Source organism: Mycobacterium neumannii (assembly GCF_002245615.1).
In the GTDB taxonomy this organism is placed as follows: Bacteria; Actinomycetota; Actinomycetes; order Mycobacteriales; family Mycobacteriaceae; genus Mycobacterium; species Mycobacterium neumannii_A.
Window position 1 is genome coordinate 100,026 of the sequence record NZ_NKCO01000013.1, and the last position, 20,808, is coordinate 120,833.

Sequence of the window (20,808 nt, forward strand, 5' to 3'; positions counted from 1 at the left end):
TGTAACAGCGCGGCTAAGCGCTCACCCGTCGAGAACCGTGGGGACCAGCGGGAATCCGGGAAGATTGCGTACCACTGTCCAGGTCAGGGCTGAGACCACAATCACGACAATCATCGGGGTGTTCATCACCGGTTTGCTCTGGCGCCATCGGACCAGAAGCCACGTCAGCAAAAGGGGAAGGCCGACGAGTAGATAGAGGTTGTCCACCACGGCCGCAGCGAGATCGCCGTGCAGCAGATCGTGCGTCATGCGCAGTCCGCCGCAGGCGGGGCAGTCCAGACCGGTGAGCGCCTTGAAGGGGCAGGCCGGAAAGATGAAACCCGGGCGATGCGGATCGGCGATGCCGATGTAGGCCAGCGCGCCAGTCAGGACGGCGCCTGCACCGAGTGCGCCGTAAAGCCGCTTGCGGCTCGTGCCGACGCTAGGTGCCATCGCGCAGCGGGCGCCCCTGAGGATCGCGGACTTTGTCGGTGAGCAGCATGATGGCGTCGATGATGCCCCAGATGATGGCGCCGATACCGCACGTGATCAGGCCGACGACCAATTGCGCTATACCCAGCCCGGTGTAGCCGAGGTAGATGCGGCCGATGCCGACCAGGCCGAAGAGGCCAAGCAGCTGTAGCAGCCCCGCGACGAGTTTGGACTTGTCGGAATAGGGTTCGCCCGTAATGGGGTGACGGCCGTAGGGCGCCAATGGGTCGCCGTATGCCGACGGGTAACCCCCCGGCGGCGGCCCGTACTCGCTGCCTGGCGGGGGCGGATATTGCGGCTGGTAATTCGGCTCTTGCGGGGGCGTGCTGCCATGCTCACTACCACCGAACTGCGGCTCCGTCATGGCACCCAGCATGCCAGACGGGGGTGGTGCCAGTCAGTAAGATTTCTGTGCGCACTGGCCTCACGGCATTGCCCCGATGTCTGCGGAGGCTCGACGAACCCGGCGGTCGTAGCCGACAAAGGTCAAGAGATTGTCGCTCAATCTGATTCGCTGGAGCGACCGCGGAAGGACTTCGCAAGTACCGATACCGCGCGTGTCAGAACGGTGGCGGTTGGTAGTTGGCGGCCAGCCAGGCTTGCCGCTGCCGTTCTTCTTCGGCAATCAGCTCGGCGCGCTGGCGACGTTCGGCTTTTATGCGATCGCGACGGTCGTCTTCGCGTGTCTGTTTGCGCCGGGGCATCATCAAGGTCCGATCGGCCGTGCCGTCCGCGGTATCGGCGGGAATCTCAAGCTCGCCCGTCGACTGCCCGAGTGCCGGAAACATGCTTGCGCCATGGGGTTCGCTGCGCCACACGTGTCCCGTGGGCCCGATCAACTCGATTGTGCCGTCGGCCAACTGTTGATCAGTCCAGCCACGGAGTCCACAGAAGAACGTCTTGATCAGATGGTGAGTCCGGCAGTAGTGCTTGGTGTTCGACGGATGCGTCGGACCCTGGGGCCAAGGAGTGGTGTGGTCGACGTCGGACTGGTGCACCGGCTTGTCGCAGCCCGGCCATCGGCAGGTCAGGTCTCGCCACTGCAGGAAGTCGCGCAGCGCCGCGTTGGGCCGGTACCCGTTGTCGGCTTTGGTCGGCACGGTCAACGGCTTCAGTTGCGCGGTCTTGGCCGTCTTACGAATCGACTCGGCGGGCAGCACCCCGAAGCCCTTCAGGTAACCGGGCTTGTCACTGCCTCCCTCGAGGGTGGCCTGCTCGGCAAGCACGTGGATGATGGCCGTCGTTGCGGCCGCGCGTTCTGCGGCTGCGGGGCAGTCGTCGAGCCCACATTCACAGGGCAGTGTGGATTCCCCGCGAGCCAGCGGTCCACATGCATCGGCGCGGCGCTGCTGCTGGGTTCGAGGATCGTTTTCGCACACCGTGGTGGCCAAAGCATTCAGTCGGTTGTCCAGTGCCGCACCATCGGTCGCCCGCAGATTGCCCCCGATCCAAGCCATCCCTGGACAGCCCGGCTCGACGTTGATGTGGCGATTGTCCTCGGCTCGTCGCGGGACCCGCACTGCTTCCGGATCGAAGCGTGCTACGAACATGTCCACGCGGTCAATCAGTTTGGGACCAGACAGTTTCATCCACTTTTCGGCCCTGGCAGCCAGCGCCTCATCGAGCGCGGGCATGATGTCGGGCTCGACGTTCTCGGTGCGAGACATGATGGTGGCCACCACCCGGTAATCGATCCACCCGCGTCGAAACACTTCTGCTACCCGGGGAAGCCGTTCGCGCAACGTGTTCGCCGCATGTACTTGACTGAGCGCGCGGGCATGACTGATGTTCTGAACGGGCGATATTTCTGCCGCTACGACGACAGCGACATCGGTTAGAAACATCTTGGCTTCGATATGCTCGGTGACGCGCCGTGCGTAGAGTTCGGCGACGAGCGCCAGCCGGCGCCCCATCGCCGCAGCCTCCTCGCGAGCCTCTTCACCCATAAGGGCGATTAGATCGCCAGCGGAAGCGTCTTCGAACATGAGTTCGACACTACTCGAACCCACCGACAGCACAGCGCATTCGACAGTCGGGCTGTGGAGAACCCGGGAGAAAGGTCTAACCTCTCCGACGGCGGCGCAGCCACTTACGCACTCGCCGGCCGTCCGAGTCCTCGGCTTTGTTTGCGAGCTCTTCGGTTGCGGCTTTAGCCTCGACGGCTGCCTCGTGCGCCTCAGGAGCGTCTACGAGCGCGTCGCTGGCGTCCTCACCTTCGACCGCGCCCACACTACTGACGTCATCAGCGTCGGAGTCGGGCGATTCTTCGCTCACCGCAACATCTTCCGTCGCTTCCGTGTCGGCCGACTGTTTGGCGTCGGCCTCGCCGGTTGCGTCGGTCTCGTCAGCTTCAGCCTCGGCCGCGTCTGCCACTCCGTCCGCAACAGTCTCGCCCTCGACGGCCGACTCGTGTGCCTCAGGAGCGTCTGCGAGCGCGTCGCCGGCTTCCTCACGTTCGACCGCACCGACGCCGCCGGTGTCAGCGGGTTCACCGGCATCAGTCGCGTCGCTTTCATTGGCTTCAGCCTCGGCCGCGGCTGCCAACTCTTCGGCAACCGTCTCGCCCTCGACCGCCGACTCATGTGCGTCGGCAGCGTCTGCGAGGGCGTCGCCGGCTTCCTCACCTTCGACCGCACCGACACCACCTGCATCGGCGGGTTCACCGGCAACAGTCGGCTCGTCGCTTTCGTCGGCTTCAGCCTCAGCCTCGTCCGCCAGCTCTTCGGCGACTGCCTCACCCTCGACCGCAGACTCGTGCGCCTCGGCGGCGTCTCCGAGCGCGTCGCTTGCCTCCTCACCCCCAATCGCACCGACACCACCGGCATCGGCGGGTTCACCGGCAACGGCGGCTGCGTCGGCGTCAGCCTCGTCGGTCTCGGTCTCGGTCTCGGTCTCGGTCTCGTCCGTCCCTTCGTCGGCTTCGTCAGCTTCAACCTTGTCAGCCGCTTCAGCCTCGGCCTCGTCCGCCAACTCTTCGGCGACTGCCTCACCCTCGACCGCCGACTCGTGGGCCTCCGCGGCGTCGACCAATGCGTCGCTGGCCTCCTCACCCTCAACCGCGCCCACGCCACCGGCGTCACCGGCTTCACCGGCCTCGGCGAACTCCTCCGCCTCGAGAATCTCCTCCGCCGGCGCCTGGTCCACACCCTCAGCCAGCGCCTCGGCCTCAGCGACCGCCTCCGTCTCGGGCACGCCAGCGTCGGGCTCGTCGATGGCTTCAGCCTCGGCCTCATCGGCCAACTCTTCGGCGGCTGCCTCACCCTCGACCGCCGACTCGTGGGCCTCGGCGGCGCCGACCAGCGCGTCGCTGGCCTCCTCACCCTCGACGGCACCCACACCGCCGGCCTCAACGACCGACTCCGCCTCGGCGGGCGCATCCGCTACCGCCGCACTGCTTACGTCGGCAGCTCCACTGGGCTCCTCCGCGACGTCCTTGCGCCCGCGCTTCGACCAGAACCGCAGCCTGCGCCGCGCCTTCGCCGGTGGCACCACAGTCGTCCGTGCCGCCGCCTCGTCTGCCAGATCCTCGGCCGCTGCCTCGCCCTCGACCGCAGATTCGTGGACCTCGGCGGCGTCGACCAGCGCGTCGCTGGCCTCCTCACCCTCGACCGCACCGACACCGCCCGTGTCGGCCGCTGCACCGGCCTCGGCGAACTCCTCCGCCTCGAGAATCTCCTCGGCAGGCGCCTCGTCCACCTCTTCGGCGAGAGCTTCGGCTTCGGCGACCGCCTCGATCTCAGTCTCGGGCTCTTCCGCCGATTCCTCGTCGCCCTCTGCTGCGAACTCCTCGGCCTCTTCCACGTCGTCCGCCGGCACACCTGCCACGTCCGCGCCGAGCTCCTCGGCCGACACGTCCTCGACCGGGACCTCCTCGCCCTCCGGAACATCTGCCGTGAGCGATTCGGCGTTCACCGCTTCCGAGGTTGCTTTCGATGTCTCGTCTTCGTCGGCGGCCGCAGCCTTGGCAGCCGCCACCACCCCTGTCGTCGAGGCCACGGCGGCCAGTTCCTCGGTCAGCTCCTCGACGGTCGTGCGTTCCGGCTGTGGCTCGCCCCGCAGGCTTGCGGGATCTTCGCGGCCCTTCGGCGCGGCCATGATGTAGACAACTGCGCCGATGAACACGAACGTCGCCGTGAAGGAGTTGATCCGGACGCCCTCGATCAGCGTCGCGTCGTCGACCCTCAACAGCTCAATCCAGAAGCGGCCCACGCAATAGCACGCGACATACAACGCGAACAGGCGGCCGTGGCCGAACTTGAAACGGCGATCGACGTAGATGAGAACCACGAAAACCAGCAGATTCCACAGCAGTTCGTACAGAAAAGTGGGGTGGACGAGGTGAACGACTTCACCGGTCGACACGCCGTTGAGATTGTCGATCATGCCGGATGAATCTCGGCGCTCGTAGATCTTCAGCGCCCAGGGCAGCGTCGTTTCGGCGCCCCACAGCTCCTGGTTGAAATAGTTGCCGAGGCGACCGATCCCTTGCGCGAGAATGATTCCGGGCGCGATCGCGTCCCCGAACGCGGGCAGCGGAATGCCTCTGCGCCGGCAGGCGATCCACGCGCCGACGGCACCGAACGCGACGGCTCCCCAGATTCCGAGACCGCCGTCCCAGATTCGGATCACGCCGGCCAACCCGGCACCGTTGTCCCCGAAGTAGCGCCACCAGTCGGTCGCCACATGGTAGAGCCGACCGCCGATCAATCCGAACGGCACGGCCCACAAGGCGATGTCGTAGATGACCCCGCGTTCGCCGCCGCGCGCTTCCCAGCGCCGGTCACCGATGATCAGCGCCGCCACAATGCCGACGATGATGCAGACCGCGTACGCCCGGATCGGCACGGGACCGAGCTGCCAGACGCCCTGAGCCGGGCTGGGGATGGCGGCCAAGACAGTCGTCGTCACGCAGTAACCCTTCGCCTGACGCCGTCGGCGAGTTCGGCTGTCAACGCTCCGACCGCCTCGACACCGTTCTGCAGCGCCGACACCAACGCCGATCCCACGATCACTCCGTCGGCGTAGGCACCGATCTCGGCTGCCTGGGCGCCCGACCGGACCCCAAGGCCCACGCCAACAGGGATATCCGAGACGGCCTTCACCCGGCGAACCAGTTCGGGCGCAGCCGTCGACACTGCGTCACGCGCACCGGTCACACCCATTGTCGATGCGGCGTAGACGAATCCGCGTGATGCCTGCACCGTCATCGTCAGCCGTTCCGGTGTGGATGATGGCGCCACCAAGAATATCCGGTCCAAGTCGTAGGTCTCCGAGGCCGCGAGCCATTCGTCGGCTTCGTCGGGAATCAGATCGGGCGTGATCATCCCGAGGCCGCCCGCCGAGGCCAGATCTCGAGCGAATGCGTCGATACCCCACCGCAGCACGAGGTTCCAGTACGTCATCACCACGGCCCTGCCGCCGGCATTGGTGATCGCCTCGACCGCGGCCAGCGAGTCTCGCACCCGCACTCCCCCGCGCAGCGCCGCCTCGGTAGCCGCCGCGATCGTCGGGCCATCCATACCGGGATCGGAGTACGCGATGCCGACCTCCACGAGGTCGCACCCGTTCTCGACCAGTGCAGTCATCGCCGAGATCGAGCCGGGCACATCGGGAAATCCGGTCGGCAGGTAACCGATCAGTGCACTGCGCGCCTCGCTTCGGCACGTATCGAACAACGGTGCCAGCCGACTCACGGCACACCGTCCAGCAAGCCGAACCATTTCGCCGCGGTCTCGACGTCCTTATCGCCACGTCCGGACAAATTCACCAGCACGATTGTTCCGGGCCCCAGCTCTTGCCCCAACTGCAAGGCACCCGCGAGTCCGTGCGCCGACTCGATCGCAGGAATGATCCCCTCCGTGCGGCACAGCAACGAGAACGCGTCCATTGCCTCGGTGTCGGTGATCGGCCGATACTCTGCGCGGCCGATGTCCTTGAGGAACGCGTGCTCCGGCCCGACCCCTGGATAATCCAAACCCGCTGAAATGGAATGTGATTCGATGGTCTGACCGTCTTCGTCCTGCAGCAGGTATGAGAACGAGCCTTGAAACGCACCCGGTGATCCCCCGGTGAAAGTCGCTGCGTGCCGTCCGGTATCGACACCATCACCGGCGGCTTCATAACCCACCAGCCGCACGTTGGGGTCATCGATGAACGCGTGGAAGATTCCGATCGCGTTGGATCCGCCGCCGACACAGGCCGTCACCGCATCGGGCAGCCGGCCCGCCTGCGCCTGGATCTGGGCGCGCGCCTCGAGTCCGATCACCCGCTGAAAGTCGCGCACCATCGTGGGAAACGGGTGGGGTCCGGCGGCTGTGCCGAAGCAGTAGTAGGTGTTGTCGGCGTTGGTCACCCAATCGCGGAACGCTTCGTTGATCGCGTCCTTCAATGTCTTCGAGCCCGCCTCGACCGACACCACCGTCGCCCCCAGAAGACGCATCCGCGCGACGTTCAACGCCTGGCGCGCCGTGTCGACGGCACCCATGTAGATGACGCACTCCAAGCCGAGCAGCGCGCACGCCGTCGCCGTCGCCACCCCGTGCTGCCCCGCGCCGGTCTCGGCGATCACGCGGGTCTTGCCCATCTGCCTGGCCAACAGGGCCTGGCCGAGGACGTTGTTGATTTTGTGGGATCCGGTGTGGTTGAGGTCTTCTCGTTTCAGGAAGATTCGCGCGCCGCCGGCGTGCTCGGACAACCGTTCGGCTTCGTACAACGGTGAAGGGCGTCCGCTGTAGTGCCGCTGCAGGCGATCCAACTCGTCGAGGAAGGTCTGATCTCCGCGCGCCTTCTCGTAGGCCGTGGTGACTTCCTCGATGACGGCCATCAACGCCTCTGCGACGAATCTTCCGCCGTAGACACCGAAGTGGCCACGCTCGTCGGGGTCGTGGGCCGTGGGCTCGGCTACGGCCGCGCTGGAACGGGGCAGCTCAGGCCCGGCGAGATCGGCCACTTCTCAACGCGCTGGTTTCGGGCACGACGGATGGGTGCCTGCGGTGACCAGATCGGCGACGGCGCTGCGCGGGTCACCGCTGGTGACCAGACCCTCACCGACGAGCACCGCGTCAGCACCCGCACCGGCGTACGCCAGCAGATCAGCGGTGCCGCGGACCCCGGACTCCGCGACGCGGATGACGTCGGTCGGCAATCCCGGAGCGATCCGCGCGAAGCAATCCCGGTCGACCTTCAACGTCTTGAGATCGCGTGCGTTGACGCCGATTACCGCGGCGCCGGCCGACAGCGCACGGTCGGCCTCCTCCTCGGTGTGCACCTCGACCAGAGCGGTCATGCCCAGCGATTCCGTGCGCTCCAGCAACGACTCCAGCACCGGCTGCTCCAACGCCGCGACGATGAGCAACAACATGTCCGCGCCGTGGGCGCGCGCCTCGTGGATCTGGTAGGGCCGAACGATGAAGTCTTTGCGCAACACCGGGATTGACACCGCGGCGCGCACCGCGTCCAGGTCCTCGAGCGATCCGTTGAAGCGACGCTCTTCGGTGAGCACGCTGATGATGCGCGCACCGCCGCTTTCGTAGGCGCTCGCGAGTTCGGCCGGATCCCCGATGGGGGCCAGTTCGCCGCGCGAGGGGCTCGCACGCTTCACCTCGGCGATCACCGCGATCCCCGGGGCGCGCAGCGCGGCCATCACGTCCAGCGGGGGCGGCGCGTCCTTGGCCTTGGCTTTGATGTCGGCGAGCGGGATGAGGGCCTCGCGGGCGGCGACGTCGGCTCGGACTCCCTCGATGATCGAGTCGAGTACCGTCGCCGAACTCATGAGTGCCGCTTCCCTTCCCCCGGAAACACCGAACGATCTTCAACCACGAAGGGTAGCCGCCACCACAACACCGCCGATCACCGGCCCTTGTTGTCCGGATTCGTCGCATCCTGCGTCGGATCGGAACCCGCGTCGAGGGCGTCCCAGATCGCGCGTTCGGACATCTCGCCTGCGGGTTCGTCGGGTTGCGGGGCGCGTCGCGAGTACCGGGCCGCGCCGGTGCGCTCACGGGCCGCAGACCGCATCAACAACACCGCGCAGGCCAGCGCGACCACCGCGGCGACCAGGGTGATTACTGCTCCCGCGTAGTGCCGCTGGGTACCGACCAGGTCCGCAACCGGCGCCTCCGCGATGTGCGAGGCGCGTACCGCCACATCCCGAGTGACCCACAGGCTGATGGCCAGATACGCGGTCCCGGCGCTGGCCGCCGCGACGAGCAGAGCCAGCAGCCGCAGCGGCCATCCCCGCACCGCCAAGGCGGCGACCGCGGCGGCCAGCAGGAGCACCGCCAGCGGGATCAGAGCGGTCGACCAGGTGCTGCCGGACAGGGCGACCGTCTTCGGCTCGCCGAGGCCGTCGAACGAGGTCACCTCGACCCAGGTCATCCGCGACGCCACCCAGAGCCCGGCTGCCGCGAGCACGAGACCGAGTTGGGCGAGCCTGATCATGGCTCGGTCAGCGTCTCGGCGGCGGCGATGGCATTGAGCACCGCGCGCGCCTTGTTGGCCGCCTCGGTGTACTCGTAGGGACCGTTGGAATCTGCGACGACGCCACCGCCTGCCTGCACGTACGCGGTGCCGTCGCGCATCAGGGCGGTGCGGATGGCGATCGCGAAATCGGCGTTGCCCGCGAAGTCGAGATATCCCAGCACCCCGCCGTACAGGCCGCGACGCGTCTTCTCGACCTCCTCGATCAGCTCCATCGCCCGTACCTTCGGGGCACCGGAAAGCGTGCCTGCCGGGAAACAGGCGGTCACCGCGTCCAATGCGGTCTTGCCGTCGGCCAGCAGGCCCGTCACCGTCGACACCAGGTGCATGACGTGGCTGTAGCGCTCGATGTGGCTGTAGTCCTCGACGCGTACGGTGCCGGGCCGGCAGACCCGGCCCAGATCGTTGCGGCCCAGATCGACGAGCATCAGATGCTCGGCGCGTTCCTTCTCGTCGGCCTGCAGCTCTTTTTCGAGCAGCAGGTCCTCTTCCTCGGTCGCGCCGCGCCAGCGCGTACCCGCGATCGGATGTGTGGTGGCCCGTCCGTCCTTGACGGTCACCAATGCTTCCGGGCTGGAGCCGACGACCGAGAAGTCTGGTCCGCCAGCGGCATTCGGCACGTTGAGCAGATACATGTACGGGCTGGGGTTGGTCACCCGCAGCATCCGGTACACGTCAAGCGGGTCGGCTTCGGTTTCCATCTCGAACCGTTGCGACGGCACGACCTGAAACGCCTCGCCGGCCTCGATGTCGCGAACCAGCTTCTCGACGATGGCCTCGTACTCCTCGAGCGTGCGCTGAGCGCGGTGCAACGGCTCGGGTCGGCTGAACGTCGCGACCGCCGACGGCAGGTGCTCACCAAGCGCGGCGGTCATCACGTCGAGGCGGGCCACCGCGTCGTCGTAGGCCCAGTCCACCCGCTCGTCGGTGCCGTTCCAGTTGACCGCGTTGGCGATCAACGTGATGGTGCCTTCGTGGTGGTCGACCGCTGCGATGTCGGTGGCCAACAGCAGCAGCATGTCCGGGAGGCCGAGATCGTCGACGGCCAGCGAGGGGAGCTTTTCCAGGCGCCGGACCATGTCGTAGGCGAAGAAGCCCACGAGCCCGCTCGACAGCGGCGGCAAGCCCGGCACCGGCTCGGTCTTGAGAAGCTCCAGCGTCGCGCGCAGCGCCTGCAGCGGGTCGCCGCCCTGCGGCGCGTCCTGCGGCGTCGTGCCCAACCACACGGCCTCACCGTCACGAACGGTAAGCGCCGACGGCGCACCGGCCCCGATGAACGACCAGCGCGACCACGAACGGCCGTTCTCCGCCGATTCCAGCAGGAACGTTCCCGGCCGGTTGGCGGCCAGTTTGCGGTACGCCGACAGCGGGGTCTCGCTGTCGGCGAGGACCTTGCGGGTCACCGGCACCACGCGATGCTCGGCGGCCAGCGCGCGGAAGTCCTCCCGCGAGGTGGTGATCGCGAGGTCGGCCGTGGTCTGCACGGGTCAAGTGTCCCAGACGTGCCCCAGTGCCGACGACGACGCGGGCGTGAGCGGGCGGGTCAGCAGGATCGGCGACTGCGCCATGAACCGCGGTGTCCTGCCGCGATGCTCGTCGGCGGCGTGCACGGTGAACGGGTGCAGCACGTACATGTCGCCGGGTTCACCTGTGGCGTACACCACGGGACGAGCCGCGCTCGCGTCGTCGACGAGCCGGCCCATCTCGGCGAGTGCGACGGGTTCGGGACCGAGCACCTGAGCCACGTCGCGGTGTGAGCCCGACCTGATCCGCGTCGGTGCGTCATCCGGGCCCACGTCGGACAGCACGGTGAGCAACAGCACGGTCTGTGGGCGTCCGGTGACCACCCATCCCCCGTCGGCCTGCGGCGTGTTTGCGTCGATGTGCCATCCGCGGTCGTCGTCGGCCGGAGATACCGGGAAACGCACGGGGATGTTGCCCAGCGCGCCGCGCGGCGACCAACCCCCGGGACCGCAGATGCGGTCCAACGCCGCAGCCAGTTTCGGGCTTCGCATCAGTTCGCCGAACGGACCCGCGCCCGTCATGTCGCTGGCCCAGTAGACGGGCTTGAGCCATTTCTCGGGCTCGTCCGGCGACAAACCGAGCTGCTGCCACAGCGCAGTTCGCGCCGCATCCGCGACGCCCCGCGGAGCGGCCCCGTTGATCTTCAGATAGCCGTCGGTACAGAAGGCGTCGAGATCCAACATCGAGGCGAGGTTCTCACGGTAACCGCGTCCCGCACCAACGATTTTCGGTGGCCGAAACCGACGCAATGGTCGATCCGACTGCCAGAAATCAGCCAAAACGTCGGTCTGGTGGTCGCGCGGCGCGGTCGCGCGATCACTCGCGGCGTAGCGTGACCACCATGAAAAAGGGTGACCGAGTTGCCGAGTTCGAATTGCCGGACCAGTCGGGCACAGTGCGAAGCCTCAGCGAGTTACTCGCCGACGGCCCGATCGTGTTGTTCTTCTATCCCGCCGCGATGACACCTGGGTGCACCAAGGAGGCCTGCCACTTCCGCGATCTGGCCGCGGAGTTCGCCGCCGTCGGTGCCAAGCGCGTCGGAATCAGCACCGACGCGGTCGACAAGCAGGCGAAGTTCGCCGATAAGGAGCGGTTCGACTATCCGCTGCTGTCGGATGCCGACGGCGCCGTCGCAACGCAATTCGGCGTGAAGCGGGGTCTGCTCGGCAAGTTCATGCCTGTCAAGAGGACCACCTTCGTGATCGATTCCGACCGCACGATCCTGGCCGTGATCGCATCGGAGATCAGCATGGACAGCCACGCCGACAAGGCTCTCGAGGTGATGCGCCAGCGCCAGTCGGCATGACACCGGTTCTCGTCGTCAGCTGTCCTCCGGTGCGAGCAACACATCCGCGTCGAAGCAAGTGTGATCGCCCGTGTGGCAGGCCCCGCCGACCTGATCGACCTCCAGCAGCACCGTGTCGCCGTCGCAGTCGAGCCGCACCGAGTGGACGTATTGGGTGTGACCCGACGTCTCGCCCTTGACCCAGTGCTGTTGCCGAGAGCGCGAATAGTAAGTCCCGCGGCGGGTTTCCAGTGTGCGGGCCAGCGCGAGATCGTCCATCCAGGCCACCATCAGCACCTGCCCGGTACCGCGCTCCTGCACGACGGCGGTGATCAATCCGTTGGCGTCGCGTTTGAGTCGCGACGCGATTTCTGCATCGAGCGTCATCGCACGGTTATCCCTTCGGCCGCCATCGCCGCTTTCACCTCTGCGATGGTGAGCTCTCGGAAATGGAACACGCTGGCGGCCAATACCGCATCCGCCCCCGAGGCGATGGCGGGTGCGAAATGCTCGGGTGCCCCCGCACCGCCGCTGGCGATCACCGGCACGTTGACGGCTCCGCGAACCGCCTCGATCATCGGCAGATCGAAACCGGCCTTCGTGCCGTCGAAATCCATCGAGTTCAACAGGATCTCACCCACACCGAGTTCGGCGCCCCGCGTTGCCCATTCGACAGCATCGAACCCGGTTCCCCGGCGCCCGCCGTGGGTGGTGACCTCCCAGCCCGACGGCGTCGACTCCTGGTCCTGCGGCACCGTGCGGGCGTCGACCGACAGCACGATGCACTGTGAACCGAACTGCCGCGACAATTCGGCGAGGAGTTCCGGGCGGGCGATGGCCGCGGTGTTGACCGCGACCTTGTCCGCACCCGCGCGCAGCAGCACGTCCACGTCGGCCACCGAGCGCACCCCGCCGCCGACCGTCAACGGGATGAACACCTGCTCGGCGGTGCGTTTGACCACCTCGAGCATGGTCGCCCGCCCCGAGGAAGACGCCGTCACGTCGAGGAAGGTCAGTTCGTCGGCGCCCTCGGCATCGTAGGCCGCTGCCAACTCCACGGGATCGCCTGCGTCACGCAGATTTGCGAAGTTGACACCTTTGACCACACGGCCGTCATCGACATCCAGGCACGGGATGACCCGCACGGCCAGATCCTTGCCGTCCATCAGAAGTCCTTGGGATCGCCGACCGAACGAAGCAGATCGAGCAGTTCTTCGTGCACGCCGGGGCCGCCGGCGAGCGCCGACGGGCAGTCCACCGTCCACTCGTTGCCCGCGAGGTCGGTCACGACACCACCCACCGCGCGGATCAACGCCACACCCGCGGCGTGGTCCCACACGTGGCCACCGAAACTGATTGCGCCGCCGAGGATTGCGGCCGCCGTATAGGCCAGGTCGATGCCCGTGGCACCGTGCATGCGCATGCGTGAGCACTTGCGGCTGAGGCTCTCGATGACGGCGAGTCGGTAACGTCCCGGCACCCTGCCTCGGGAGTCGACGCTGAATGTGCTGACCCCAACCATCGAGTCGGACAGCGCTGCCCGGTCCAGCATCGGCAACTCGACGCCGTTGCTGCGCAAAGGCCCTCCGACCACGGCGGTGAACCGCTCCTTGGTGAAGGGAACCCACGTGAGTCCGGCCACCGGTTCTCCATCACGCACCAGGCCCAGCAGGATCGCCGCCATCGGCGAACCGGCGGCGTAGTTGAAGGTGCCGTCGATCGGATCGAGCACCCACACCAGCGGCGACTTGAGATCCGCGCCGCCGAATTCCTCGCCGTGCACCTCGATCCCGGTTCTGGCGGTCAACGCCTCGACGACCTGTCGTTCGATGGCCAGGTCCACCTCGGTGGCGAAGTCGTCGCCCTTCTTCTGCACCGCGGAATCAGCGCGGTGGCCGTCGATGAACGGGACGGCTGCATCGTCGAGGATCTGCGCGGCCTCGGCGACGAGAGCGTCGAGGTCGGCCGCATCGAGGGCCATTACCCCTCCACCGCGGCCAGGGCCTCGGGCAGGGTGAACCGACCGGCGTACAACGCTTTTCCGACGATCGCCCCTTCGACTCCTCGGTCGGTCAGTGTGGCGATCGCCTGCAGGTCGTCGAGGCTCGATACGCCCCCGGACGCGATCACCGGCGCGTCGGTGCGGTCGGTCACCTGCAACAGCAGTTCGAGGTTGGGCCCCTTGAGCGTACCGTCCTTGGTGACGTCGGTGACGACGAAGCGCGAACAGCCTTCTCGGTCAAGCCGTTCCAGGACGTCCCAGAGGTCTCCGCCGTCGGTCTCCCATCCCCGGCCGCGGAGGCGGTGGTCTCCGTCCACGATCTTCACGTCCAGTCCGACCGCGACCTTCTCGCCGTGTTCGGCGACGACCTTCGCGCACCACTGCGGGTTCTCCAGCGCCGCGGTGCCGAGGTTCACGCGGGCACAGCCGGTGGCGAGCGCCGCCGACAGTGACTCGTCGTCACGGATGCCACCGGACAACTCGACCGCCACGTCGAGCTTGCCAACCACCTCGGCCAGCAACTCTCGGTTGCTTCCCCGGCCGAACGCGGCGTCGAGATCGACGAGGTGAATCCACTCCGCGCCGTCACGCTGCCACGTCAGCGCGGCCTCCAGCGCGGAGCCGTATTCGGTCTCACTGCCGGCCTGGCCCTGCACCAGGCGCACAGCGCGGCCCGCGACCACATCGACGGCGGGCAGAAGAATCAAACGTTTCGGCACCGTGGTGGTCTCCTCTTCGCGCGAGCGCTCATCGGTGGTCAACCTAATGCCTTCACCCAGTTGGCGAGTAACGCGGCACCGGCGTCGCCGCTCTTCTCGGGGTGGAACTGCGTGGCAGACAGGGGCCCGTCCTCGACGGCGGCCAGGAACGGCACGTGGTGCGTGGCCCATGTCAGTTTCGCGGCCGGTTCGCCCTCCCATTGTTGGGCGGCGTACGAGTGCACGAAATAAAAGCGGGTGTCCGCCTCCATCCCGGCGAACAATGTGCTGGCTTCGGGGGCGTCGACCACGTTCCAGCCCATGTGCGGGATCACCGGCGCGTCGAGTCGCACCACCGCACCGGGCCATTGGCCGCAGCCTGTGGTCTCGACCCCGAACTCCACGCCGCGGGAGAACAGGATCTGCATACCGACACAGACGCCGAGCACGGGACGCCCGGCGGCCACCCGGCCGGCGATCAGCTTCGGGCCGTCGATCTTGCGCAGGCCGGCCATGCACGCCTCGAAGGCGCCGACGCCGGGCACCACGAGGCCGTCGGCGTTCATCGCGGCATCGGCGTCGGATGTCACCGTGACGTCGGCACCGACGCGCTCCAGGGCGCGTTGAGCGGATCTGAGGTTGCCCGAACCATAGTCCAGGATCACGACTTTGGTCGTCACAGAGTGCCTTTCGTCGACGGCACACCGGTCACCCGCGGGTCGTACTCGACAGCTTGGCGCAGCGCGCGTGCGACGGCCTTGTACTGCGCCTCGGTGATGTGGTGGGGGTCGCGTCCGTAGATCGTGCGTACGTGCAGCGCGATGCGCGCATTCATCGCCACCGACTCGAACACGTGCCTATTGACCACAGTGTGGTACGGCGCCGAGGAACCGGCGATCGTGAAGTGCAGCATGTGATCCGGTTCGCCGGTGTGCACGCAGTACGCCCGGCCCGATACGTCGACGGCGGCGTGCGCGAGCGTCTCGTCCATCGGGATCCACGCGTCACCAAACCGGCGGATACCCTTCTTGTCGCCCAGCGCCTGCCCGAGTGCCTGCCCCAGCACGATCGCGGTGTCCTCGATGGTGTGGTGGCCTTCGATCTCGACGTCACCCTTGGCCCGCACGGTCAGGTCGAAACTCGCGTGACTGCCGAGGGCGGTCAGCATGTGGTCGAAAAACGGCACACCGGTGTCGACGTGCACCTGCCCGGTGCCGTCCAGGTTCAGTTCGACGACGATGTCGGACTCTTTGGTCTTGCGCTCGATCGTCGCGCGGCGGGGTTCGTTCACGGTGCTCCTACTGGGGATAGTTCGGTCGCGGCCAGGCGGGCGCTGGCGGCCAGCAGCGCGTCGTTCTCCTCGGCCAGGCCGGTGGTGGCGCGCAGATAGCCGGGGATGCCGACGTCGCGCACGAGGATGCCTTCGTCCAGGTAACGCTCCCAGGTCGCGGGGGCGTCGGCGAACTCACCGAACAACACGAAGTTGGCGTCGCTGTCGATCACTCGGAAACCCATCTCCGACAGGGCTTCTGTGACGCGGTTGCGTTCGGCAATGAGAGTGGCGACGCTGCCGAGGGTGTCGTCGGCGTGGCGCAGTGCGGCGCGGGCGGCGGCCTGCGTCACCGACGACAGGTGGTACGGCAGGCGGACGAGCAGCATCGCCTCGATCACCGCGGGTGCGGCGATCAGATACCCGAGTCGGCCGCCCGCGAACGCGAACGCCTTGCTCATCGTGCGGGTGACCACCAGGCGAGTCGGATACTCGCCGATCAGGCGCACCGCGCTGGGCTGTGACGAGAACTCGCCGTAGGCCTCGTCAACGATCATCATGCCGGCGCTCATCGCGTCGAGCAGCCGGCGGAGATCGTCAAGCGGAACGCTCTGTCCCGAAGGGTTGTTCGGGCTCGCGATGAAGACGATGTCGGGGTTGTGTTCCTTGATCGCGTGCACCGCCACGTCGATGTCGAGGCTGAAGTCATCGGCCCGATTGGCCACCAGCCACTGGGTCTGCGTGCCATCGGAGATGATCGGGTGCATCGAGTAGGAGGGCACGAATCCGATCGCGCTGCGCCCGGGCCCGCCGAAGGCCTGCAGGAGTTGCTGCAGGATCTCGTTGGAACCGTTCGCCGCCCAGAGGTTCTCAACGGTCAGCGGAGTTCGGGTCTGCGCCGAGAGGTAGGCGGCCAGATCGGTGCGCAGCGCCACCGCATCACGGTCCGGGTACCGGTGCAGCTCCCTCGAGACCGCGGCGACGGACGCCGTCAGATCGTCGATCAGCGCCTGGGTCGGCGGATGCGGGTTCTCGTTGGTGTTCAACCGCACCGGAACGTCCAGTTGAGGTGCGCCGTACGGTGATTTACCGCGCAGATCGGCCCGCAGCGGCAGATCGTCGAGTGTCGCCTTCTTTCCGAGCGTCACCTTTCGAACCTCCGCCGCACCGCTTCGCCGTGCGCGGGCAGATTCTCGGCTTCGGCAAGAGTAATCACGTAGCCGGAAACGTCTTTCAGAGCTGCCTCGTCGTAATCGACGACGTGGATACCGCGCAGGAACGTCTGCACCGACAACCCGCTGGAGTGACGGGCACAGCCCGCGGTGGGCAGCACGTGGTTGGATCCCGCACAGTAGTCACCGAGGCTGACCGGTGCATACGGGCCGACGAAAATGGCGCCAGCGGAACGGATTCGACCGGCCACCTCGCGTGCGTCGAGGGTCTGGATCTCGAGGTGCTCGGCGGCGTAGGCGTTCACGGTTCGGATGCCTGCCTCGAGATCGTCGACGAGCACGGTGGCGGACTGCTTGCCGCCCAGCGCGGCGGTGACCCGCTCGCGGTGCACCGTCGTCTGTAGCTGGTTGGCCAACTCGCGGTCGGTCGCGTCGGCCAACCCGACGCTCGGGGTGACCAGCACGCTGGCCGCCATCTCGTCGTGTTCGGCCTGGCTGATCAGGTCCGCGGCGACGTGGGTGGGGTCGGCGGTGTGGTCGGCCAGGATCGCGATTTCGGTGGGTCCGGCTTCGGCGTCGATGCCGACCTGCGAGCGGCAGATGCGCTTGGCGGCGGTGACGTAGATGTTGCCCGGGCCGGTGATCATGTCGACCGGCGCAAGTTCGGCGCCGTCGGTGTCGGCGCCGCCGTAGGCCAGCAGCGCGATGGACTGCGCCCCGCCGACCGCCCAGACCTCGTCGACGCCCAGCAGCGCGGCGGCGGCCAGGATGGTCGGGTGCGGCAGGCCGCCGAACTCCGCCTGCGGCGGGCTGGCGATCACCAGCGAGTCGACACCCGCGGTCTGCGCAGGCACGACGTTCATCACGACGCTGGATGGGTAGACCGCGTTGCCGCCGGGCACGTACAGGCCGACGCGCTCGACCGGTACCCAACGTTCGGTGACCGTGGCGCCCGGGGCGAGCGTCGTCGTCGTATCGATACGGCGCTGGTCGGCGTGGACCGCGCGGGCGCGTTCGATGGCGACCTCGAGCGCGGCGCGGACATCGGTGGGCAGTTCGGCGAGGGCCTTCTGCAGCTCAGAAGCCGGTACGCGAACCTGCGCGGGGCGCACACCGTCGAACGATTCGCCGTATTCCAGCGCCGCCTCGGCTCCGCGTGCGGCGACCGCGTCGACGATCGGGCGCACCTTTGGCACCACCGTGTCCACGTCCACGCCGCCGCGCGGCAGGGCGGATCGCAAGCGCGCGGCAGAAAGCTGCGCACCCCGCAGATCGATGCGGGCGATCGGGCCCGGCGATAGATTCACGGTGTCCATTCTCCCAGAGCAGACCAAATTGGTTATGGAGGCACCATGCGAGCCAGCGAGCACCCGAATAACGCGCCCGGCGTGCCTATGGTGTTTCCGCCGTGGTTTGAGAACCTGCAGGTCAAGTACCTGAATAGAATGATCAGACCGCTTTCTCGACTGATGCCCGGGATGGCGATGATCAAACACCGCGGCCGCAAATCCGGAAAACCGTACGAGACGATCGTCACTGCCTATCGCAAGGGAAACACCGCGGCCGTCGCACTCGGGCACGGGAAAACCGACTGGGTGAAGAACGTGCTGGCCGCCGGCGAGGCAGACCTACGCCATGCCCGCCGGGACTTGCATCTGGTCAACCCGCGGATCGTGCCGGCCGGTGGCGACACGGACGGGCTTCCGTTCATGGCCCGCCTTCAAGGCAAGAAGATGGGAATCTTCGTCGCCGATATCGCCTGAGCTACAACCGGCTGAACACCGTCTTGCCCGTCATACTCGGCCACGCCTGCGGCGCCTCCTCCCACGGCACCACACGTTCGACGGCAGGCAAAAGGTCCTGCCCGGCAGACAGTTCCAACACCTCCGGCAGTACCGCGCGAGCATTGACCCGCCCGGTGACGAAGCGCACGCCGCGGGTGTACATCGACAGCAGCGGCATGTCCACCGCGCCCTGGTAGTAGATGCCGGTGTCCGTGCACACTCCGTCCGGCCAGGTCGCCCGCAGAGTCGCCGCCAACAGCGCCGGGTCCGCCGACGTGTGCACCGTCACCGGATACGGTTCGGCGGTCTTGTCGGGCTTCTCGCGGTCGTGCACGGTCGCGCCCAACTTCTCGGCCGCCGCGAGCCGATGCGGGTCGGTGTCGACGTAGTCGACGTGCACACCGGCCGCGGCTGCCGTCGCCGCCGCGTACAAGCCGATCGACAGCCGCCCGATGACCAGCACCCTGCGGTCGGCCGGTGAAAGCAGAGCAAGCTCCTCGCGATACGGCCCGACACCGCGCCAACCGTCGGGGATGTTGTCCGACATCGAAGCAACGGCAACAGGGTCGGCGCCATCGGGCAACGGCACGAGCATCGCGTCGGCATAGGGCACCAGCACCAGGTCCGCCATGAAACCCCCGCCGTCGAGACCCGACAGCGGCGCCATCCCATATGTCGCCATCAGCGGTAAGGCCGCACACGATCCGGTCGCTCCGCGCAGACACGCACTGCACTCACCGCAGCTGATCTGGAACGGCACGACGACCCGCGCACCGACCGCAACGCTGCGGACGTCGTCGCCGATCGCGACCACCTCGGCTACTCCCTCATGTCCGACCGCATGACCGGGCGGCATCGGGAGCCGACCCTGCACCACCGCCACGTCGAGGTCGCAGCACGCCACGGCGATTGGCCTGACGAGCGCCTGGCCCGGACCGGCGAGGTGGGGATCGGGCGCCTCGCGCCACGCGTATGTACCGGCGTCTTCGAGCATCAGCTGTTGCATGGTCGGCCCCTTCTTTAGTGATCGCTCAACTATTCTTGAGTGATCTTTCTAGTAAAGTCAAGGCATGCCTCGCCCGGATCGCAGCCGCACCGCCCTGATCGATACCGCGGCGCTGCTGTTCCGCAGGCAGGGCTACGCCGCGACCGGCGTCAACCAGATCCTCGAGCTCGCCGACGTCAAAGCGGGATCGCTGTACCACCACTTCCCCGAGGGCAAGCAGCAGTTGGCGGCCGCCGTGGTAGAGCGCGTCGGCGCGGACATCGAGCAGCGACTGCGGGATCTGCTGGCCGCCGGCTCCCCCGTACCCGACCTCATCGACGGCTGGATCGACCTGATGGCCTTGGGACTGACCTCCGATCCACGCGACGGCTGCCCGATCGAACCGATCGCCACCGAGTCGGTCGACGCCAGCGCACTGATTCGGCAGGCGTCGGCAACGGCCTTCGCCGGCTGGCGCCGGGCCATCGCGGACCGGCTGCACGCCGACGGGTGGGCACAGGACGACGCCGAGCAGACTGCGCTGGCGTTGATAGCACTCATCGAGGGTGCGTTGATACTCGCCCGGATCGCGGGTGATACCACCGCCCTCGACTCCGCGAAAGTCGCCGCCAGGACGCTGTTGAGCCGGTGAGCTACTTGCAGAGCTCGGTGATGCTCTTGTTCTGCGCGTCGGCGTCGGACAGCCGCTTCGTTTGCGCCGGATCATCATTGGGCACTCCGGCCGTAGCGTTGGCGCCGATGTCCATCAGACTGTTCGCGAACTCCTCGACTTTCTCCGCGAGCACCACCGGGGTCGCCGGATCGAGCCGGTCCAGCAGGTACTGACCTCCGTCGTACAACGAGATGCGCGCATTGGCGGCCACCGCCTGCGCGCCGGTGACGTCCTGTGGACCGCCTTCGGGTTGCATGTTCGTGTTGAGCGTGATGCCCTTGCGGACGACGTCGGCGGCGCTACAGATCTTGGTCTTGGCCTCGGCGACCTGAGTCGAATCGTATTCAGGCTCAGACGCGCTGGTCTTGTAGAGCGTCCATCCGGCGAGCGCCAAAGCGACGACGGCTACAACCAGGCTGACGACGACCAACAAAGTGAGGCGCCGCGACGAATCCTCATCCACGCG

General features: G+C 67.2%; 23 protein-coding genes. 3 read left to right on the forward strand and 20 right to left on the reverse strand.

Features of this window, described 5'->3' with window-relative positions:
* Positions 1 to 21: 21 nt before the first annotated feature.
* From CEX88_RS16325 to CEX88_RS16370, 10 genes are all read right to left on the reverse strand, one after another.
* On the reverse strand, positions 22 to 432 hold the full coding sequence (locus CEX88_RS16325; protein ID WP_066850251.1) for a DUF2752 domain-containing protein: 411 nt from the start codon (positions 430 to 432) through the stop codon (positions 22 to 24).
* Positions 422 to 835, reverse strand: a complete 414-nt coding sequence (locus CEX88_RS16330; protein WP_064426732.1) for an NINE protein — start codon at positions 833 to 835, stop codon at positions 422 to 424. The genes CEX88_RS16325 and CEX88_RS16330 overlap by 11 nt, the downstream gene beginning before the upstream one ends.
* A 196-nt stretch (positions 836 to 1,031) precedes the next feature.
* A complete protein-coding gene (locus CEX88_RS16335) occupies positions 1,032 to 2,456 on the reverse strand; it encodes an HNH endonuclease signature motif containing protein (protein WP_094294307.1) in 1,425 nt (474 codons plus the stop codon).
* Between the two features lie 76 nt (positions 2,457 to 2,532).
* Positions 2,533 to 5,379, reverse strand: a complete 2,847-nt coding sequence (lgt, locus tag CEX88_RS16340) for a prolipoprotein diacylglyceryl transferase (RefSeq protein ID WP_094294275.1) — start codon at positions 5,377 to 5,379, stop codon at positions 2,533 to 2,535.
* Positions 5,376 to 6,164 carry a tryptophan synthase subunit alpha gene (gene trpA / locus CEX88_RS16345; RefSeq protein ID WP_064426681.1) on the reverse strand — a complete coding sequence of 263 codons (789 nt, stop codon included), beginning with the start codon at positions 6,162 to 6,164 and terminating at the stop codon, positions 5,376 to 5,378. Before trpA ends, lgt begins: the two co-directional genes overlap by 4 nt.
* Positions 6,161 to 7,420 (reverse strand): tryptophan synthase subunit beta, encoded by a 1,260-nt coding sequence (gene trpB, locus CEX88_RS16350; protein ID WP_094294276.1) that lies wholly within the window; start codon positions 7,418 to 7,420, stop codon positions 6,161 to 6,163. Before trpB ends, trpA begins: the two co-directional genes overlap by 4 nt.
* A 3-nt stretch (positions 7,421 to 7,423) precedes the next feature.
* Positions 7,424 to 8,242 (reverse strand): indole-3-glycerol phosphate synthase TrpC, encoded by an 819-nt coding sequence (trpC, locus tag CEX88_RS16355; protein ID WP_094294277.1) that lies wholly within the window; start codon positions 8,240 to 8,242, stop codon positions 7,424 to 7,426.
* Between the two features lie 77 nt (positions 8,243 to 8,319).
* The gene (locus CEX88_RS16360; RefSeq protein WP_094294278.1) at positions 8,320 to 8,910 is read right to left on the reverse strand and encodes a TIGR02234 family membrane protein; all 591 of its coding nucleotides are present in this window, start codon (positions 8,908 to 8,910) and stop codon (positions 8,320 to 8,322) included.
* Complete coding sequence (locus CEX88_RS16365) at positions 8,907 to 10,433, reverse strand: anthranilate synthase component I (protein WP_066850265.1); 1,527 nt, start codon at positions 10,431 to 10,433, stop codon at positions 8,907 to 8,909. The genes CEX88_RS16360 and CEX88_RS16365 overlap by 4 nt, the downstream gene beginning before the upstream one ends.
* A 3-nt stretch (positions 10,434 to 10,436) precedes the next feature.
* Positions 10,437 to 11,156: a phytanoyl-CoA dioxygenase family protein gene (locus CEX88_RS16370; RefSeq protein WP_094294279.1), complete on the reverse strand. Its 720-nt coding sequence runs from the start codon at positions 11,154 to 11,156 to the stop codon at positions 10,437 to 10,439.
* A gap of 158 nt (positions 11,157 to 11,314) precedes the next feature.
* Here CEX88_RS16370 and CEX88_RS16375 point away from each other — a divergent pair, with 158 nt between their 5' ends.
* Complete coding sequence (locus CEX88_RS16375) at positions 11,315 to 11,779, forward strand: peroxiredoxin (protein WP_094294308.1); 465 nt, start codon at positions 11,315 to 11,317, stop codon at positions 11,777 to 11,779.
* A gap of 15 nt (positions 11,780 to 11,794) precedes the next feature.
* On the opposite strand, the gene hisI is transcribed toward CEX88_RS16375, so the two are convergent.
* The 8 genes from hisI to hisD are packed head-to-tail and all read right to left on the reverse strand — an operon-like array spanning position 11,795 to position 18,216.
* Positions 11,795 to 12,145, reverse strand: coding sequence for a phosphoribosyl-AMP cyclohydrolase (gene hisI / locus CEX88_RS16380; protein ID WP_066850271.1), 351 nt, complete (start codon positions 12,143 to 12,145; stop codon positions 11,795 to 11,797).
* A complete protein-coding gene (gene hisF, locus CEX88_RS16385; protein ID WP_094294280.1) occupies positions 12,142 to 12,924 on the reverse strand; it encodes an imidazole glycerol phosphate synthase subunit HisF in 783 nt (260 codons plus the stop codon). The genes hisI and hisF overlap by 4 nt, the downstream gene beginning before the upstream one ends.
* Positions 12,924 to 13,739, reverse strand: a complete 816-nt coding sequence (locus CEX88_RS16390) for an inositol monophosphatase family protein (RefSeq protein WP_066850276.1) — start codon at positions 13,737 to 13,739, stop codon at positions 12,924 to 12,926. Before CEX88_RS16390 ends, hisF begins: the two co-directional genes overlap by 1 nt.
* Positions 13,739 to 14,467 carry a bifunctional 1-(5-phosphoribosyl)-5-((5-phosphoribosylamino)methylideneamino)imidazole-4-carboxamide isomerase/phosphoribosylanthranilate isomerase PriA gene (gene priA / locus CEX88_RS16395; RefSeq protein WP_202931531.1) on the reverse strand — a complete coding sequence of 243 codons (729 nt, stop codon included), beginning with the start codon at positions 14,465 to 14,467 and terminating at the stop codon, positions 13,739 to 13,741. Before priA ends, CEX88_RS16390 begins: the two co-directional genes overlap by 1 nt.
* 50 nt (positions 14,468 to 14,517) lie before the next feature.
* Positions 14,518 to 15,138 (reverse strand): imidazole glycerol phosphate synthase subunit HisH, encoded by a 621-nt coding sequence (hisH, locus tag CEX88_RS16400; protein ID WP_094294281.1) that lies wholly within the window; start codon positions 15,136 to 15,138, stop codon positions 14,518 to 14,520.
* Complete coding sequence (gene hisB, locus CEX88_RS16405) at positions 15,135 to 15,767, reverse strand: imidazoleglycerol-phosphate dehydratase HisB (RefSeq protein ID WP_197506185.1); 633 nt, start codon at positions 15,765 to 15,767, stop codon at positions 15,135 to 15,137. Before hisB ends, hisH begins: the two co-directional genes overlap by 4 nt.
* Positions 15,746 to 16,876 (reverse strand): histidinol-phosphate transaminase, encoded by a 1,131-nt coding sequence (locus tag CEX88_RS16410; RefSeq protein ID WP_094294282.1) that lies wholly within the window; start codon positions 16,874 to 16,876, stop codon positions 15,746 to 15,748. Before CEX88_RS16410 ends, hisB begins: the two co-directional genes overlap by 22 nt.
* A complete protein-coding gene (hisD, locus tag CEX88_RS16415; RefSeq protein ID WP_202931524.1) occupies positions 16,873 to 18,216 on the reverse strand; it encodes a histidinol dehydrogenase in 1,344 nt (447 codons plus the stop codon). Before hisD ends, CEX88_RS16410 begins: the two co-directional genes overlap by 4 nt.
* Before the next feature lie 36 nt (positions 18,217 to 18,252).
* On the opposite strand from hisD, the gene CEX88_RS16420 reads away from it, so the two are divergent.
* Positions 18,253 to 18,663, forward strand: coding sequence for a nitroreductase family deazaflavin-dependent oxidoreductase (locus CEX88_RS16420; protein ID WP_094294283.1), 411 nt, complete (start codon positions 18,253 to 18,255; stop codon positions 18,661 to 18,663).
* Position 18,664: 1 nt separating this feature from the next.
* Here the strand turns inward: CEX88_RS16420 and CEX88_RS16425 are convergent, their stop codons facing one another.
* A complete protein-coding gene (locus tag CEX88_RS16425) occupies positions 18,665 to 19,690 on the reverse strand; it encodes a zinc-dependent alcohol dehydrogenase (protein ID WP_066850288.1) in 1,026 nt (341 codons plus the stop codon).
* A 64-nt stretch (positions 19,691 to 19,754) separates the two neighbouring features.
* Between CEX88_RS16425 and CEX88_RS16430 the strand changes: the two genes are divergently transcribed.
* Positions 19,755 to 20,321 (forward strand): TetR/AcrR family transcriptional regulator, encoded by a 567-nt coding sequence (locus tag CEX88_RS16430; protein ID WP_094294284.1) that lies wholly within the window; start codon positions 19,755 to 19,757, stop codon positions 20,319 to 20,321.
* Between the two features lies 1 nt (position 20,322).
* Here the strand turns inward: CEX88_RS16430 and CEX88_RS16435 are convergent, their stop codons facing one another.
* Entirely contained in the window at positions 20,323 to 20,805 is a 483-nt protein-coding gene (locus CEX88_RS16435) for a hypothetical protein (RefSeq protein WP_238382089.1), read from the reverse strand.
* Positions 20,806 to 20,808 lie beyond the last annotated feature (3 nt).

Excerpts from the sequence above, each read along its gene's own strand:
- CEX88_RS16420 (WP_094294283.1), top strand. The coding sequence starts at position 18,253 with ATGCGAGCCAGCGAGCACCCGAATAACGCGCCCGGCGTGCCTATGGTG.
- CEX88_RS16430 (WP_094294284.1), top strand. The coding sequence starts at position 19,755 with ATGCCTCGCCCGGATCGCAGCCGCACCGCCCTGATCGATACCGCGGCG.
- hisD (WP_202931524.1), bottom strand. The coding sequence starts at position 18,216 with ATGGACACCGTGAATCTATCGCCGGGCCCGATCGCCCGCATCGATCTG.
- hisF (WP_094294280.1), bottom strand. The coding sequence starts at position 12,924 with ATGGACGGCAAGGATCTGGCCGTGCGGGTCATCCCGTGCCTGGATGTC.
- CEX88_RS16360 (WP_094294278.1), bottom strand. The coding sequence starts at position 8,910 with ATGATCAGGCTCGCCCAACTCGGTCTCGTGCTCGCGGCAGCCGGGCTC.
- CEX88_RS16390 (WP_066850276.1), bottom strand. The coding sequence starts at position 13,739 with ATGGCCCTCGATGCGGCCGACCTCGACGCTCTCGTCGCCGAGGCCGCG.
- CEX88_RS16335 (WP_094294307.1), bottom strand. The coding sequence starts at position 2,456 with ATGTTCGAAGACGCTTCCGCTGGCGATCTAATCGCCCTTATGGGTGAA.
- CEX88_RS16325 (WP_066850251.1), bottom strand. The coding sequence starts at position 432 with ATGGCACCTAGCGTCGGCACGAGCCGCAAGCGGCTTTACGGCGCACTC.
- CEX88_RS16370 (WP_094294279.1), bottom strand. The coding sequence starts at position 11,156 with ATGTTGGATCTCGACGCCTTCTGTACCGACGGCTATCTGAAGATCAAC.
- CEX88_RS16375 (WP_094294308.1), top strand. The coding sequence starts at position 11,315 with ATGAAAAAGGGTGACCGAGTTGCCGAGTTCGAATTGCCGGACCAGTCG.
- hisI (WP_066850271.1), bottom strand. The coding sequence starts at position 12,145 with ATGACGCTCGATGCAGAAATCGCGTCGCGACTCAAACGCGACGCCAAC.
- trpC (WP_094294277.1), bottom strand. The coding sequence starts at position 8,242 with ATGAGTTCGGCGACGGTACTCGACTCGATCATCGAGGGAGTCCGAGCC.
- CEX88_RS16330 (WP_064426732.1), bottom strand. The coding sequence starts at position 835 with ATGACGGAGCCGCAGTTCGGTGGTAGTGAGCATGGCAGCACGCCCCCG.
- CEX88_RS16425 (WP_066850288.1), bottom strand. The coding sequence starts at position 19,690 with ATGCAACAGCTGATGCTCGAAGACGCCGGTACATACGCGTGGCGCGAG.